Annotated in this window: 16 protein-coding genes; 6 read left to right on the forward strand and 10 right to left on the reverse strand. The window is 58.0% G+C overall.

Annotated elements, in window-relative coordinates; translation table 11 throughout:
• Positions 1 to 4: 4 nt before the first annotated feature.
• Positions 5 to 1,039, forward strand: coding sequence for a DNA polymerase III subunit delta (holA, locus tag QTL96_RS30910; RefSeq protein WP_289730405.1), 1,035 nt, complete (start codon positions 5 to 7; stop codon positions 1,037 to 1,039).
• A gap of 6 nt (positions 1,040 to 1,045) precedes the next feature.
• Here the strand turns inward: holA and QTL96_RS30915 are convergent, their stop codons facing one another.
• The 8 genes from QTL96_RS30915 to hemE all read right to left on the reverse strand — a co-directional run bounded on the left by QTL96_RS30915 (position 1,046) and on the right by hemE (position 9,886).
• Positions 1,046 to 1,930 (reverse strand): ParB/RepB/Spo0J family partition protein, encoded by an 885-nt coding sequence (locus QTL96_RS30915; protein WP_289730406.1) that lies wholly within the window; start codon positions 1,928 to 1,930, stop codon positions 1,046 to 1,048.
• Between the two features lie 31 nt (positions 1,931 to 1,961).
• Positions 1,962 to 2,756 carry a ParA family protein gene (locus QTL96_RS30920; protein ID WP_018901111.1) on the reverse strand — a complete coding sequence of 265 codons (795 nt, stop codon included), beginning with the start codon at positions 2,754 to 2,756 and terminating at the stop codon, positions 1,962 to 1,964.
• 19 nt (positions 2,757 to 2,775) lie between these two features.
• Positions 2,776 to 3,393: a 16S rRNA (guanine(527)-N(7))-methyltransferase RsmG gene (gene rsmG / locus QTL96_RS30925; protein WP_289730407.1), complete on the reverse strand. Its 618-nt coding sequence runs from the start codon at positions 3,391 to 3,393 to the stop codon at positions 2,776 to 2,778.
• A 31-nt stretch (positions 3,394 to 3,424) separates the two neighbouring features.
• On the reverse strand, positions 3,425 to 5,287 hold the full coding sequence (gene mnmG, locus QTL96_RS30930) for a tRNA uridine-5-carboxymethylaminomethyl(34) synthesis enzyme MnmG (protein ID WP_289730408.1): 1,863 nt from the start codon (positions 5,285 to 5,287) through the stop codon (positions 3,425 to 3,427).
• 105 nt (positions 5,288 to 5,392) lie between these two features.
• A complete protein-coding gene (gene mnmE, locus QTL96_RS30935) occupies positions 5,393 to 6,706 on the reverse strand; it encodes a tRNA uridine-5-carboxymethylaminomethyl(34) synthesis GTPase MnmE (RefSeq protein WP_289730459.1) in 1,314 nt (437 codons plus the stop codon).
• A 146-nt stretch (positions 6,707 to 6,852) separates the two neighbouring features.
• Positions 6,853 to 8,118 carry a transcription termination factor Rho gene (gene rho / locus QTL96_RS30940; protein WP_018901115.1) on the reverse strand — a complete coding sequence of 422 codons (1,266 nt, stop codon included), beginning with the start codon at positions 8,116 to 8,118 and terminating at the stop codon, positions 6,853 to 6,855.
• A gap of 194 nt (positions 8,119 to 8,312) precedes the next feature.
• Entirely contained in the window at positions 8,313 to 8,849 is a 537-nt protein-coding gene (gene hemJ, locus QTL96_RS30945; protein ID WP_018901116.1) for a protoporphyrinogen oxidase HemJ, read from the reverse strand.
• A gap of 2 nt (positions 8,850 to 8,851) precedes the next feature.
• On the reverse strand, positions 8,852 to 9,886 hold the full coding sequence (gene hemE / locus QTL96_RS30950) for a uroporphyrinogen decarboxylase (RefSeq protein ID WP_289730409.1): 1,035 nt from the start codon (positions 9,884 to 9,886) through the stop codon (positions 8,852 to 8,854).
• 402 nt (positions 9,887 to 10,288) lie between these two features.
• Here hemE and QTL96_RS30955 point away from each other — a divergent pair, with 402 nt between their 5' ends.
• The 5 genes from QTL96_RS30955 to dnaQ are packed head-to-tail and all read left to right on the forward strand — an operon-like array spanning position 10,289 to position 13,911.
• Complete coding sequence (locus QTL96_RS30955) at positions 10,289 to 11,110, forward strand: pyruvate, water dikinase regulatory protein (RefSeq protein ID WP_047509125.1); 822 nt, start codon at positions 10,289 to 10,291, stop codon at positions 11,108 to 11,110.
• Between the two features lie 34 nt (positions 11,111 to 11,144).
• Positions 11,145 to 11,744 carry a Maf-like protein gene (locus QTL96_RS30960; RefSeq protein ID WP_289730410.1) on the forward strand — a complete coding sequence of 200 codons (600 nt, stop codon included), beginning with the start codon at positions 11,145 to 11,147 and terminating at the stop codon, positions 11,742 to 11,744.
• Positions 11,737 to 12,594, forward strand: a complete 858-nt coding sequence (locus QTL96_RS30965) for a shikimate dehydrogenase (RefSeq protein WP_289730411.1) — start codon at positions 11,737 to 11,739, stop codon at positions 12,592 to 12,594. The genes QTL96_RS30960 and QTL96_RS30965 overlap by 8 nt, the downstream gene beginning before the upstream one ends.
• Positions 12,594 to 13,205, forward strand: coding sequence for a dephospho-CoA kinase (coaE, locus tag QTL96_RS30970; protein ID WP_289730412.1), 612 nt, complete (start codon positions 12,594 to 12,596; stop codon positions 13,203 to 13,205). Before QTL96_RS30965 ends, coaE begins: the two co-directional genes overlap by 1 nt.
• Positions 13,198 to 13,911, forward strand: a complete 714-nt coding sequence (dnaQ, locus tag QTL96_RS30975) for a DNA polymerase III subunit epsilon (protein ID WP_289730413.1) — start codon at positions 13,198 to 13,200, stop codon at positions 13,909 to 13,911. The genes coaE and dnaQ overlap by 8 nt, the downstream gene beginning before the upstream one ends.
• 48 nt (positions 13,912 to 13,959) lie before the next feature.
• Here the strand turns inward: dnaQ and secB are convergent, their stop codons facing one another.
• Positions 13,960 to 14,436, reverse strand: coding sequence for a protein-export chaperone SecB (gene secB / locus QTL96_RS30980; RefSeq protein WP_018901123.1), 477 nt, complete (start codon positions 14,434 to 14,436; stop codon positions 13,960 to 13,962).
• A gap of 95 nt (positions 14,437 to 14,531) precedes the next feature.
• Positions 14,532 to 15,032: an FxsA family protein gene (locus QTL96_RS30985; RefSeq protein WP_289730414.1), complete on the reverse strand. Its 501-nt coding sequence runs from the start codon at positions 15,030 to 15,032 to the stop codon at positions 14,532 to 14,534.
• Positions 15,033 to 15,069 lie beyond the last annotated feature (37 nt).

A 15,069-nucleotide genomic window follows, 5' to 3' on the forward strand; every position in this document is an offset into this window, starting at 1 on the left:
CTGAGTGGCGGAGATCAAGTCGCACGAGTTCGAGGGATTTCTTGAGAAATCTGCCCGCCACTACCAGCTATTCGTCATCTACGGCCCGGATCGCGGGCTGGTGTCCGAGCGCGCCGGTCTGCTCGCCGGCAAGACCGGCGTCGCTCTAACTGACCCGTTCTCCCTGATCAAACTTGATATCGGGGACCTCCAGAAAGACCAGGGACGTCTGCTCGACGAAGCAGGCGCCATCGGTCTCTTCGGCGGCCAGAAGCTGATCTGGATCCGCGGCGCGGCGAACGAGAAGTACCTCGTTGACGGTCTTCAGGTCTTGGCGCAGAAGCCTCCCGAGGCGACTTTCATTATCATCGAGGCCGGCGATCTCAAGAAAGGATCGCTCCTACGCAAGGCAAGCGAAACCGCCCGCAGCGTCGCGACCATCCCGTGCTACGCGGACGACGCGCGGGCGCTGAATAGCTTGATAGACGCCGAACTCGCGGGCGCCAATCTTCGCATTACGACCGGAGCGCGCCAAGCGTTGTTCGAGCTGATAGGGGGCGACCGTATAGCGTCGCGCAACGAGGTCAGAAAGCTTGCGCTCTACTGCCTCAATCTTGAAGTCATCGAGGAACATCACGTCACGGAGATCATCGGCGACGCCAGCGCCATATCCGTCGATGACGCTGTTGATGCCATCCTGACTGGAAATTCCGGAAACTTCCTGCACGCCATGCAGAAGATCACGGCATCGAGGACATCTGTTTTCCTGGTCATACAGGCATGCCTGCGGCAGTTTCAGCTAATGGATGCCATGCGTGCGGAAATGGAAGAGAAGCGCACGCCGGCGTCGCAGGTGATGCAGACACTTGGGCGCCACCTTCATTTCAAGCGCAAGCCGATCATCGAGCAGGCTCTGAGGACATGGTCGGCCGATGCGCTGGCCCGTGAAACAACCCGCCTACAGGCGGCCATCCTGCAGACTAGGCGCCGTGCCTCGCTGGAGGACACGATCGCCATGCAGACACTTCTATCGACCACGCTCCAGTCTAGTCGAAAATAGACCGGATCAGCGCCGCTCAAGCAGCCGGCAGATTTCTTCCAATTGATCCAATGACTTATAAGAGATCCGGATCTGCCCGCCATTCGCCTTGTGATTGATGACGACGTCCAATCCGAGTGTATCGGAGAGGGTACGCTCAAGCGCAATCGTATCGGAATCCTTCTGATCCCTCGGATTGACCGCTGGCTTCGGCTCCGACTGCGCCTTGATATCGTTCTGCGCAAGCCGCTCGGCATCGCGCACAGACATACCCTTTGAAACGATCGTGCGTGCCAGGACGGTTGGATCCGATGTGGATACAAGCGCGCGCGCATGACCTGCAGACAGGCTGCCGGCGGCGAGCAAGTCACGAACAGGCTCCGGCAACTTCAGGAGCCGCAGCGAGTTAGCGACATGGCTACGGCTCTTGCCGATAATCTCGCCGAGATCGTTCTGTGTGTAGCCGTAATCTGCGATCAGCTGCTCGTAGCCGAGCGCTTCTTCCAATGCGTTCAGATCGGATCGCTGAACGTTCTCGACGATCGCGATCTCAAGCGCGGTCTTGTCATCAACATCGCGCACAATGACAGGAATCTCAACTAGACCCGCCAACTGTGCCGCACGCCAACGTCTTTCGCCGGCTATGATTTCATACTGGCTGGTCGAAAGTGTACGTACAACAACCGGCTGCACAATACCATGCTGACGGATCGAGCTTGCGAGATCATGAAGCTCACCGTCATCGAAGAAGCGGCGAGGGTTACGTGGGTTGCGCGTGATGAACTCAATGGGCACCAAACGATCGGCGCTGACCGCGCGCTGACTTGCGTCAACAGGCGCCGCCTGATCCATTTCGCCAATTAGCGCCGCGAGGCCGCGCCCCAGTCTTCTCTTCGAGACATCATCGTTCATGTCGGTACTCACCACTTATTCAAGAGCTTGTTCAGGCAGCCAGGCGCTGGCGTTCACGCTGAATGACTTCAGAAGCCAGCTGCAGATAAGCCTGGCTTCCAGCACATTTGAGGTCGTAGAGAATGGCAGGCTTACCGTAGGAAGGCGCCTCGGACACCCGCACATTCCGCGGGATTAACGTATGGTAAACCTTTTCGCCGAGATGCGTGCGCACGTCGTTCACGACCTGCTGCGCAAGATTATTTCTCGAATCAAACATCGTTAGCACGATACCCTGAATATCGAGCTGCGGGTTCACACTCCTGCGAACCTGGTCGACAGTTTCCAGCAGCTGGCTCAACCCCTCAAGCGCAAAAAACTCGCACTGCAGGGGAACCAGTACCGAATGTGCAGCCGCCATTGCATTCATGGTCAAGAGATTGAATGACGGCGGGCAATCGACGAGAATATAGGAAAATTGGAATGCGTCGCGCTCGGCCAACGCCTTCTTGAGCTTAAAGACACGATCGCTCTGCTGCGCGATCTCCATCTCAATGCCCAGGAGGTCCATGGTGGAGGGGACAATGAACAGGTTCGGTACAGCGGTTTCTTGAACAACTTCAAGAATACCGTGGTCACCGATCAAGAGATCGTAAGAGGATCGGCTGCGGTTCTTGCGATCGATACCCAACCCGGTGCTTGCATTACCCTGAGGATCCAGATCCACGATAAGAACCCGCTCACCGATCGCTGCTAGCGCAGTTGCCAGATTGATAGCTGTCGTCGTTTTACCAACGCCACCCTTCTGATTTGCGATCGTGATAATCCGATTCCGTCCAGCAACCATTGTCGCAACGCCCGATTTGTTAGACCAAATGCTGTAGATTGGAAATCTCGAGAACCACTGAGTCCATCTCGACAGCACTCTGGTGTTCTACCAGATCAAATGTCCAGCGACCATGCGCATTTGCCACCTCAGATCGGTAATCCCGGCCTTTGTGGAAGTATGCGCGGATTTTATCGTTACGGGTTGCGAATGGCTGGACGAATTCCAGCAGCTTATCGAGATCCGCAAGCGCCCTAGCTGACACAAAATTGCAAACCGGCAAATCCCTTGCCGCATTCTCGATACGCACCGGATGAACGGAGCCACGGGCGCCCGTCTCTCTGAGCGCCGTGCGCAAGAAGGCAGCCTTCTTATTGTTGCTTTCGACCAGATGTACCCAGCCGTCATTGAGTTCAGCGAGGAAGATGGCCGTCACCACGCCTGGAAAGCCACCTCCGCTACCGAAATCGACCCAGTTTCCGGCGATTGGCTGAAGCTGAAAGACCTGCGCGCTATCAGCAATGTGCCGATCCCATGCGTCCTTGAGCGTGGAGGGCGCGGAAAGATTGATAGCCTTGCTCCACTTCTGAAAAAGACCAACGAAATGCTCAAGTCGTTCCTGTGTTTCACGTGAAACACGCCGGCCGTTCAATTCCATGCGAGGACTCTCAAATAGTGTAGGTTGCAATCTATGCGGCGACGTCGCCGCGACGCAAGTGCACGAGCAGAAGCGAAATCGCTGCCGGCGTCATTCCGTCAATTCGCGAAGCCTGCGCGACGTCGTAGGGACGGGCTTTCGCCAACTTCTGCTTAAGCTCGTTCGACAGGCCGGACAGGCGATCAAAATCAAAATCCGTAGGGATAAGGCGTTCTTCATCGCGCTTGATATGAGCGACGTCAGTCTGCTGCCGGTCCATATAGACCGCATAGTTGGCCTCGATCTCAAGCGCAGCACCCGCCTTCGAATCGACTGCGCTCAACTCAGGCCACACCGGCCGAAGTGTTTCGAGATTGAAGTCAGGGAACGCCAGCAACTCATAAGCGGTGCGGCGTTGACCATCGAGGTTGAGCTTAAGTCCAAACCGCCGTGCCTCGGTTGGTGTTACTGAGAGGGACGTCAAGAGCGCGCGGCCAGCCTCAATCGCCGATGCATATTGCTCAAAGCGATCGGTACGGGCGCGGCAAGCGATTCCCAATGAGATCGCCAGCGGTGTAAGACGAACATCCGCATTGTCAGCCCGTAGCGAGAGGCGGTATTCGGCGCGCGACGTAAACATCCGATAGGGTTCGGCAACGCCTCGCGACGTCAGATCATCGATCATCACCCCAATGTAGGAATCCGTGCGGCTGAAGCGCACGGCGTCTTGCTGCCCGGCCAAACGCGCGGCGTTGAGCCCAGCAACCAAACCCTGTGCTGCCGCCTCTTCATATCCTGTCGTGCCATTGATTTGCCCAGCCAGGAATAAGCCAGGCTGTTTCTTCACCTCGAGCGAAGGCTTGAGCTCCCGCGGGTCGACATGGTCATATTCGATCGCATAGCCCGGCTGCAGAATGTTGACATGCTCAAGACCTGGTATCGTCCGAATAAAAGCATCCTGGACCTCCGCCGGAAGCGATGTCGATATGCCGTTCGGATAGACTGTGTCGTCGTCGAGACCTTCAGGCTCCAGAAACACCTGGTGGCCATCTCGCTCGCCAAACTTGACAAGCTTGTCCTCGATCGACGGGCAATAGCGTGGACCAACACCCTCAATCTGACCGGAATACATCGCCGAACGCTTGAGATTGTCGACGATGATACGATGCGTCGCTTCCGTCGTGCGCGTGACACCGCAATCGATCTGTGGGTTAGAAATATGGTCGGTCATAAAAGAGAATGGAACAGCGTCATCATCGGCGCCCTGCCGGCCGACGCCCGCCCAGTCGATGGTCTTCCCGTCCAACCGGGCAGGGGTACCGGTCTTCAATCGACCGAGCTGCAATCCCATTCCCAACAAAGTGTTGGAAAGACCCATCGACGGCTCTTCGCCAACACGGCCCGCAGGGATCTTCGTGTCGCCGATATGGATGAGGCCGCGCAGGAACGTGCCGGTCGTCAAGACCACGGCGCCAGAGTCAAGAATCCGGCTATCTTTCATGATGACGCCAGAGACGCGGCCATCCTTGATCGACAGATCAAAGGCATCGCCCTCGACAATCGTGAGATTGGGCATCGAAGAGATTTCGGCATGCATCGCCTGGCGGTAGAGCTTTCGATCTGCCTGCGTGCGCGGGCCGCGTACTGCCGGGCCCTTTTTCCGATTGAGCATACGGAACTGGATACCGCCGGCATCAGCCACGCGACCCATAAGGCCATCCAGTGCGTCGATCTCGCGAACCAGATGACCCTTGCCAAGGCCGCCGATTGCGGGATTGCACGACATGACGCCGATCGTCTCGCGCTTATGCGTCACGAGCGCGGTCTTCGCGCCAGCGCGCGCCGCCGCGGAAGCGGCTTCGCATCCAGCGTGCCCGCCACCAATGACGATGACATCGAACCGTGAGGTATTCATAACAATGCTCCTGAGATCGCACGGTGATGCGGCAAGCCGCCCCGGGAGTCAAGGCGTTTCACGTGAAACCACGCTTTTCAGGAACGTGGCAGTGTTTCACGTGAATCATTTGCCGATGCAAAACTCGCCAAATATAACGTCGAGCAAGTTCTCGACATCGACCCTGCCGGTAATGCGGCCAAGCGCCGTGCCCGCCATGCGCAAATCTTCCGCTCTGAGATCCAGATCGACGTGATCGTTAGCGATCGCCCGCTCGATTGCCTTAATACATTCCGCTATCGAATCGTTATGTCGCGTCCGAGTGGGAATGGCCAATGAATGTGGCGGGACCATCTCGCGCAACCGGTCTCCAATGGCTTGTCGCAGCTCATCCAAGCCAGCGCCCGTTTCTACCGAGATCGTCACATCGTATTTACTCGGAGAGATGGCCGGCAAATCCGCCTTCGTTCCGACGCGAAGGGCGGATGATGGAACGTCGCTGTCCTCCGTCGGAACCGACATGTCCTCTATATAAATGACCAGGTCGGCGGCTTCCATCGCGGTGCGCGCGCGACGAATACCTTCACGCTCGACAAGCTCCTCGGTCTCTCGCAGGCCGGCGGTATCGTAGAGCTTGACAAGAAACCCATCAATGTCGAGATCCGTCGAAAGCACATCGCGCGTCGTTCCGGCGATATCCGTTACGATCGCAATATCGCGCCTCACAAGCGCGTTCATCAGGCTTGATTTGCCAGCGTTGGGCAAACCGGCAATAACGACCTTGAACCCGTCTCTGATAATCTCGCCCGTCTTAGCCATTCCAAGATGCCGCCGGATCTCGGTGACGAGCTCGCTCATATCCGACCAGACCTGCTCCGACACCGATCCCGGGACATCGTCCTCATCAGGGAAATCCAGTTCCGCCTCGATCAACGCGCGGCCGCGCGTCAGTCGCTGCGCCCAGGCTTCGTAGATCGCCGAAAGCCCGCCGGAGCTTTGCTCGAGAGCAAGACGGCGCTGCATCTCCGTCTCTGCGGAAATCAGATCCGCAAGACCTTCGATCTCCAGCAGGTCAAGCTTCCCGTTTTCGAACGCGCGTCGGGAAAACTCGCCGGCCAGGGCCTGTCGCAACCCATCGAACGAACTCAGCTCTCTATAAACAGCACTTACGACAGCGCGGCCGCCATGCAGGTGAAATTCGACGACGTCTTCACCGGTGAAGGAGTTCGGTCCCTGGAAGAACAGCACGAGGCCATTGTCCAGCACCTCACCGTTACGGGTTCGAATCGTTCGCAACGCGGTGGTGCGGGCAGGGACAGAGCCTGAGACCATGCTGTCCATTACATTCCGAGCACTTGGCCCGCTTATGCGGATCACGGCCAAGCCAGCGGAAACCGCGCCGCTGGAGAGCGCGTAGATCGTCTCAGTGAATTCCACCACGGGCACACTCCAATTGATACGATACCGAATCGATCGGTCCGTCCGCCTGATGAAGGGTTATAGGTCTACTTCAACCAGACGTTAGAAACAGAAAAGCCGGCATGATAACGGCCGGCTTTAGTTGATAGAATCCGGCTAAGGATAAATCAGGTGTTCATCGATTCGAAGAAATCGGAGTTGCTCTTCGTCTGCTTCAGCTTGTCGATGAGGAACTCGATCGCATCGGTTGTGCCCATCGGGGCGAGGATACGGCGGAGAACAAAAATCTTCTGCAGATCCTGGCGTGGAACAAGCAGGTCTTCCTTACGCGTACCGGACTTGAGAATGTCCATAGACGGGAAGATGCGCTTGTCGGCGACCTTGCGGTCGAGGACGATTTCCGAGTTACCGGTACCCTTGAATTCTTCGAAGATGACTTCGTCCATACGGCTGCCCGTATCGATCAGCGCGGTCGCGATAATGGTCAGCGAACCGCCTTCTTCGATGTTACGCGCCGCACCGAAGAAGCGCTTCGGGCGCTGCAGCGCGTTGGCGTCGACACCACCGGTCAGAACCTTACCGGAAGAGGGAACGACCGTGTTGTAGGCGCGGCCGAGACGGGTGATCGAATCGAGAAGGATCACGACGTCTCGACCATGTTCCACGAGGCGCTTTGCCTTCTCGATCACCATTTCGGCGACCTGCACGTGGCGGGTTGCCGGCTCGTCGAAGGTCGAGGAAACGACTTCGCCCTTAACCGAACGCTGCATGTCCGTCACTTCTTCCGGACGCTCGTCGATCAGGAGAACGATAAGATAGCATTCCGGGTGATTGGCAGTGATCGAATGCGCGATGTTCTGCAGGAGAACCGTCTTACCCGTGCGCGGCGGCGCGACGATGAGACCACGCTGGCCCTTGCCGAGCGGCGCGACCAGATCGATCACGCGCGACGAGAGATCCTTGTTGGTGGGGATCTCGAGTTCCATCTTGAAGCGCTCGTTCGGATAGAGCGGCGTCAGGTTATCGAAGTGAACCTTGTGACGGATCTTTTCCGGATCGTCGAAGTTGATCGTGTTGACCTTCAGCAGCGCGAAATAGCGCTCGCCTTCCTTCGGTCCGCGGATGGGACCTTCAACCGTATCACCAGTCTTCAGCGAGAAGCGGCGGATCTGGGAGGGGGAGATGTAGATGTCGTCGGGACCGGGGAGGTAGTTGGCGTTGGCGGAACGCAGGAAGCCGAAGCCGTCCTGCAGAACCTCGACCACGCCTTCGCCGATAATTTCGACGTCCTGGCTGGCAAGAACCTTGAGTATCGCGAACATCAGCTCCTGCTTGCGCATCGTGCTGGCATTCTCGACCTCGAGCGATTCGGCGAATGCCAGAAGATCGGTCGGGGATTTACTCTTAAGTTCCTGAAGCTTCATTTCAGACATGAAGTGTCCATTACTCTATAATTTTGAGGGGAAAGGCGATGTCGAGACAGTAACCGGTCCTGCGAGGAGCCCGCAGACGATCGAACTTTACATACATGCCACAAGGATGAGGTGGACGGAAAATAGCGAGTCAGCTCCGCCGCCGCAAGGGGGCTGCTTAAAATGAAGCAAATTTAACCCGTCAGCCGGCTGCGTCAAAATGGCTTGACGACGACAAGGATGACGATCGCGATCATCAAAACGGTCGGCGCCTCGTTCATGAAGCGCCAGTAGCGCGCCGAACGCCGGTTCTCGTCACGCTCGAATGCCTTCGCCGCGCGGCTGAAAAACACGTGCACGCCGGTCAACAGCACGACAAGCCCGATTTTTGCGTGCAGCCATCCGCCCTGGAAGCCATAGACCGACCAGGACAGATACAGCCCGAAGATCCAGGTCAGCATCATCGCCGGGTTCATGATCACCTTCAGCAGGCGGCGTTCCATGACCTTGAAGGTTTCCGACTGCACCGAGCCGGGCTCGGCATCCGTGTGATAAATGAACAATCGCGGCATGTAGAACAGCCCGGCCATCCACGAGATCACGGCGATGATGTGAAGCGCCTTGATCCAGAGGTAGAGCGTATCGGGATTCCAGACGAAGAGACCCACCGCCAACGCCACAAAGAACGCGATAGCGATGAAGGCGCGCCGGCGCGCATAGGAACCCGGCCTCTCGTCGATCTGCCGTTCCATGATCAAACCCTCGTGCCGCGAACACGCTCGACGAGCAGCCGAACGTTTTCAGGATCGGCCTGCGGGGTGATTCCATGTCCAAGGTTGAAGATCAGCGGACCATTGCCCAATCGCTGCAGGATATCGTCGATACCCTCTTCAAGCGCGGTACCGCCCGCAACCATCCGCATCGGATCAAGGTTGCCCTGTACCGGGCCATCCTTCTGCAGCTCGGCCGCGAAATCGAGCGGGACGGACCAATCAAGGCCGATCGCATCAGCCTTCGTCTTCTGGCGATACGTTTTCAAGAGATAGCCGGCGCCTTTGGCAAAAGCGATGATCTTCGCATTCGGGCGCCGCGCCTTGATCGAGGCGATCATCCGCGCCACGGGCTTCACGGCAAATGCTTCAAACTCACGCTCGCCGAGCACGCCGGCCCAGGAATCGAAAATCTGCACGGCATCGGCGCCGGCATCGATCTGCGCGACGAGATAATCAGCCGAAACATCCGCCAGCAACATCAGCAGCTTTTCAAACGCCTTCGGATGTCGATAGGCAAACAAGCGGGCAGGGGCCTGATCAGGCGTGCCATGTCCGGCGATCATATAGGTCGCAACGGTCCAGGGAGCGCCACAGAAGCCGAGCAGAGTGGTTTCCGTTGGCAGATCACTCCGGAGACGTCGAACGGTCTCCAGCACTGGCTCCAGGTGCTGCAGCACGCGGCTGCCATCCAGACCATCGATGCAATCGACGTCGATCGGATCCATCTCCGGTCCATGCCCCTCGGTGAAACGAACATTGCGCTTCATCGCATCGGGAATGACGAGAATGTCGGAGAAGAGAATGGCAGCATCAAAGCCATAGCGCCGGATCGGCTGCAGCGTGACTTCGACTGCATGGTCCGGGGTGTAACAGAGATCGAGGAAGCTTCCAGCCTTGGCGCGTACCTCTCGATACTCCGGTAGGTATCGCCCTGCTTGCCTCATCAGCCAGATGGGGGGAGGGCTCAATGCTTCCCCGTCCAGAACCCGCATGATCTTCCGGCGCATTTCACTCAAGCGCTTCTTCCCTATAAAAAATCAAAGATATTTATAAGGTTTCTATTTCTTAGAGTCGGTGACTATCAAGGATTAAAATCCATCCACGTCCGATACCAATTGTCACTGCTTCGCTGGCTGCTCGGGAAGAAAATCGCGCAATTCGATGTCAGAAACAGGACGAGCACGAAATTCGATACAATTTCAATGAGATATGGCTTCTACGGAAATTCCCCAATCTGTGAATAAGCTGTGGCTATCCGACGAACAGCCGCAAACTTTCCACAAAACCAACAGGCTACCTTCGCTGGCCTCCAAAGAATCCGAAATGTGGAAAACCAGGCATGTTTTCCCTTGCCTAACCCCCGGCGCGTCTCGTAGCTCTCCGTCATCCAGTGTTTTCAACAGGCAGCGGAAAATAGCGTGGAGAACCGTACGAACTTCTTCCATCTGCATCTCATTTCTGACTCGACGGGCGAAACGCTGATTTCGGCCGGCCGCGCGGCATCGGCGCAATTCAAGTCGGCGCAGCCGATCGAGCATGTCTATCCGCTGATCCGCAATCGCAAGCAGTTGCTGACAGTCCTGCAGGCGATCGACGGCGAGCCGGGCATCGTGCTCTACACGATCGTGGATCGCGAGCTCGCCACGTTGATTGACGAGCGTTGCCTTGAAATGGGCGTCGCCTCGGTCAATGTGCTTGAGCCCGTTCTCAATGCGTTTCAGATCTACCTCGGCGCACCGTCGCGCCGCCGGGTCGGCGCCCAGCATGTCATGAACGCCGGATACTTCGCGCGCATCGAAGCACTGAACTTCACGATGGATCATGACGACGGCCAGATGCCGGATGATTATAATGACGCCGACGTCGTCATCATCGGCATCAGCCGCACATCGAAGACACCGACCAGCATCTATCTCGCCAATCGCGGCATCAAGACCGCCAACATCCCCATCGTCTATGGCGTGCCCCTGCCGGAAAGCCTCTTCGAAGCGACCAAGCCGCTCATCGTCTGTCTGATCGCCACCACCGATCGCATCTCCCAGGTCCGCGAAAATCGCGACCTCGGCGCGACGCCCGGTTTCGATCGCGGCGACTACACGGATCGCGCCGCGATATCGGAAGAGCTCAAATATGCCCGCTCGCTTTGCGCCCGCCACAACTGGCCGCTCATCGACGTGACGCGCCGTTCCATCGAAGAGACGGCGGCGGCAATCGTTGCCCTGCGTCCCAAGCTGCGCTAAGCGCTGCCCCTAGCCAACCGCGCCGAGAGCACAGATGATACCGAAACTCATACTCGCATCCTCCAGCCCCTTCCGTCGCATGCTGATGGAAAATGCCGGCCTGTCTTTCGAAGCTCATCCTGCCAAGGTCGATGAGCGGGCAATCGAAGCGCCGCTCGAACGGGATGGCGCAACGCCCGATGCGATCGCGCTGGTCCTAGCCAAGGCCAAGGCCAAGGAGGTGAGTGATCGCTCGCCGGGCGCAATCGTGATCGGTTCCGATCAAACCATGTCGCTGGGGCAGCGCACATTTCATAAGCCGAAGAGCATGGAGGATGCGGCCGCCCATCTTGCCGCGCTGTCCGCACAGACCCATCGGCTGAACAGCGCAGTCGCGCTCGCCTATAACGGCGACATCATCTGGGAGCATGTATCGCGCGCCGAGCTGACGATGCGTCCGCTCACCAATGATTTCATCGAACGACACCTGAAGCGGGTTGGCGCGCGCGCGTTAAGCAGCGTCGGTGCCTATCAGCTGGAGGGGGAGGGCCTGCAGCTCTTCTCGAAAATCGACGGCGACTACTTCACCATCTTGGGGCTGCCGATGCTGCCGCTTCTGGAAAAACTGCGAGAATTGGGTGCGATCGATGGATGATTCACGTGAAACAATCGGCCCGCGCGCCTTCGTCACCGGCTTTCCCGTCAAGCATTCGCGCTCGCCGATCATCCATGGATATTGGCTGAAGTCGCTGTCGCTCGACGGAAGTTACCGTACTCATGAAGTCGCGCCGGATGATTTTCCGGCTTTCATCCAATCCTTGAAATCAGGCGCCGCGGGTTTCGTCGGCGGCAATGTGACGATCCCGCACAAGGAGATGGCATTCAAGCTGGCGGACGAGCCGGATGACATCTCGCGCGAGCTTGGCGCCTCCAACACGCTCTGGCTTGAGGACGGCAAGCTGAAGGCCACGAACACCGATGGCCGCGGCTTCACCGCAAATCTGGATGAACGCCATCCCGGCTGGGACAAGGTGCGGTCGGCGGTCATCCTGGGCGCCGGCGGCGCCAGCCGTGCCGTCATCCAGGCCGTTCGCGATCGCGGCATCAAGGAGATCCACCTCGTCAATCGCACCGTCGCACGCGCGGTCGAGCTCGCGGATCGTTTTGGAGAAGCCGTGCATCCGCATCCGATGACAGCTCTTTCCGAAGTGATGAAGGACGCAGGCCTCTTTATCAACACCACGTCGCTGGGGATGGAAGGGGAGATCGCACCCGATATCGATTTTTCTCCGTTGCAGTCAGACGCCGTTGTCACCGACATCGTCTACGTACCACTAAGGACGCCCATTCTCGCGCAGGCTGAGGAACAGGGTTTCGCGACCGTCGATGGTTTGGGTATGTTGTTGCACCAGGCGGTGCCCGGTTTCGAGAAATGGTTCGGCAAGCGGCCCGTCGTCGATGAGACGCTTCGCGCTCTGATCATCGCGGATATGGAAAAGCATTGATGCTGAAAATCGGACTGACCGGCTCGATCGGGATGGGCAAATCGACCACGGCAAAGCTGTTTGCCGATGCCGGTCTGCCGGTCAATGATGCCGACGCCGTCGTCCATGATCTTTATGCGGGTGCTGCGGCGCCGCTTATCGATGCGGCTTTTCCAGGTTCGGTGAGAAACGGCACGGTCGATCGCCAAGAGTTGGGCCGGCAGCTTGCGTTGCGTCCCGAAGGCTTCAAGCAACTGGAGCAGATCGTTCATCCTCTCGTCCGCGAACGCGAGGCGATGTTTCTCGACGAACAACGCGGGCAGGGCACACCCATCGTCCTTCTCGACATACCGCTGCTTTTCGAGAGTGGTGCCGCCGATCGCGTCGATGTCATCGTCGTCGTCAGCTGTGATCCACAGATTCAGCGTGAGCGGGTACTTGCGCGTCCGAACATGACGGAAGAGAAATTCAATATGATTCTCTCGCGCCAGACCCCGGACGCCGAAAAACGCCAGCGCGCTGATTATGTAATCGATACCGGCCATGGCATCGATGAGGCGAGGGCGCGGGTCGGCGCCATTATCGCGGACCTGAAACAGCGGATAGCGAACGGAGATTTCCCGAATGCGTGAAATCATTTTCGATACGGAAACCACCGGGCTTGATAACCGCACCGATCGCATCATCGAAATCGGCGGCATCGAACTCTTCAATCACTTTCCGACGGGAAAGACGCTGCACATCTACATCAATCCCGGTGACCAGAAGGTCCATCCGGACGCGCTCGCCGTCCATGGGATCACCGATGATTTCCTGAAGGACAAGCAGCCCTTCGCGGCGGTGGTCCAGGAAATTCTGGACTTCTTCGGCGAAGGCAAGTGGATCGCCCACAACGCCACCTTCGACATGGGCTTCATCAATGCCGAGTTGGCGCGACTTTCGCTGCCGCCGATCTCTCCCGAAAATGTGATCGACACGCTGTCGATGGCCCGGCGCAAGAATCCGATGGGCCCGAACTCGCTCGATGCGCTCTGCCGTCGCTACGGGATCGACAACTCCCATCGCGCCAAGCACGGAGCCTTGCTCGACTCCGAACTGCTTGCCGAAGTCTATATCGAGATGATCGGCGGTCGTCAGACGGCGCTTGGTCTCGGTGTCGCGCAAAACAACGGAGCGTCGGAACGCAACGACGGCGATAACGATATCGTCCTAGTCGCGCTGGAGCGGCCGCGACCGCTTGCGCCGCGCCTCAGCGAAACAGAAGCCGAGCAGCATGATGCGTTGATTGCCAAGCTCGGGCAAAAAGGTATCTGGGCCAAATACGATCGCCCAAACTAAAATGCCCGGGCGCTGGCCCGGGCATCTCGGTCGTCATTCAATTAGGAATTAGTTCGCCTGAACCTTTGCGCGGGCCTGCTCTTCGGCAACGCGCTGGGCAAACATCTGCGAGAAATCGATCGGATCGATCATCAGCGGCGGGAAGCCACCGTTGCGGGTCACGTCGGCGATGATCTGGCGTGCGAACGGGAAGAGCATGCGCGGGCACTCGATGAAGAGAACCGGCAGCATGTGTTCCTGTGGGAAGCCGGCGATACGGAAAACGCCGCCATAGACGAGCTCCGTGTGGAATACCGTCTTGTCGCCTTCCTTGGCTTCGGCGTTCAAGGAGAGAACGACGTCGAAGTCCGTGTCGGAAAGCGGGTTGGCGTTGACGTTGACATTGATGTTGATGGCAGGTGCCTTGTCGCGGGCCTGCAGCGAACGCGGTGCACCAGGATTCTCGAAGGAAAGGTCCTTGGTGTACTGTGCTAGAATGGTAAGGCTCGGGCTCGTTGCGCCGTTATTGCTGTTTTCGCTGTCCATTGGCTTTTCCTCGAGGGCATTGGATTTCGCCGCATCTATCATTTCGACGATGTCGTTACAACCCTAGGCCAGCCAGCGCTAATCTAGCAAGGGCCTCATTCGCCTAGGCTTTTGCCGGACCAGGGAGACTTGCCGTTCGGGTCGCGCTGATAATCGTCTGCATCGAGATCGACGACGGTTGCATTGTTGTCCCGATAAGGGGAGTGCGCCGATGTGCGGGACGGCCCGGATGCACCCACCACCACGAAACGACGGCTCACATAATTCCACGCGAGATCCCGCACCGCCGGAATGAAGATGAGCAGCGCTACGATATCGCTGATGAAGCCGGGAATGATCAGGAGCAGGGCGGCGATCACGAACATTGCCGGCCGCAGCAACTCGCGGCCCGGCACGGCGCCAGAACGTCCTTCCATCGACATGCGCTGCAGGATGCCGATACCCTGCCGGCGCAGCAGCATCATGCCGGCCACGAAACTCAGCATGACCAGTCCGAGCGTCGCCCAAAGACCGATCGCCTTGCCGACAATCACGAAGCCCGCGATCTCGGCCAAAGGCATGAGCAGCAGAAAACCAGGCAGCATTGTAAGGCGCATTATTTCTCTCCGGTTCTCACCGGTCTCCATTGAAATC

Source organism: Rhizobium sp. S163 (assembly GCF_030380805.1).
Classification (GTDB): domain Bacteria; phylum Pseudomonadota; class Alphaproteobacteria; order Rhizobiales; family Rhizobiaceae; genus Rhizobium.

Excerpts from the sequence above, each read along its gene's own strand:
- QTL96_RS30915 (WP_289730406.1), bottom strand. The coding sequence starts at position 1,930 with ATGAACGATGATGTCTCGAAGAGAAGACTGGGGCGCGGCCTCGCGGCG.
- QTL96_RS30920 (WP_018901111.1), bottom strand. The coding sequence starts at position 2,756 with ATGGTTGCTGGACGGAATCGGATTATCACGATCGCAAATCAGAAGGGT.
- rsmG (WP_289730407.1), bottom strand. The coding sequence starts at position 3,393 with ATGGAATTGAACGGCCGGCGTGTTTCACGTGAAACACAGGAACGACTT.
- mnmG (WP_289730408.1), bottom strand. The coding sequence starts at position 5,287 with ATGAATACCTCACGGTTCGATGTCATCGTCATTGGTGGCGGGCACGCT.
- rho (WP_018901115.1), bottom strand. The coding sequence starts at position 8,118 with ATGTCTGAAATGAAGCTTCAGGAACTTAAGAGTAAATCCCCGACCGAT.
- hemJ (WP_018901116.1), bottom strand. The coding sequence starts at position 8,849 with ATGGAACGGCAGATCGACGAGAGGCCGGGTTCCTATGCGCGCCGGCGC.
- QTL96_RS30960 (WP_289730410.1), top strand. The coding sequence starts at position 11,145 with ATGATACCGAAACTCATACTCGCATCCTCCAGCCCCTTCCGTCGCATG.
- QTL96_RS30965 (WP_289730411.1), top strand. The coding sequence starts at position 11,737 with ATGGATGATTCACGTGAAACAATCGGCCCGCGCGCCTTCGTCACCGGC.
- coaE (WP_289730412.1), top strand. The coding sequence starts at position 12,594 with ATGCTGAAAATCGGACTGACCGGCTCGATCGGGATGGGCAAATCGACC.
- dnaQ (WP_289730413.1), top strand. The coding sequence starts at position 13,198 with ATGCGTGAAATCATTTTCGATACGGAAACCACCGGGCTTGATAACCGC.
- secB (WP_018901123.1), bottom strand. The coding sequence starts at position 14,436 with ATGGACAGCGAAAACAGCAATAACGGCGCAACGAGCCCGAGCCTTACC.
- QTL96_RS30985 (WP_289730414.1), bottom strand. The coding sequence starts at position 15,032 with ATGCGCCTTACAATGCTGCCTGGTTTTCTGCTGCTCATGCCTTTGGCC.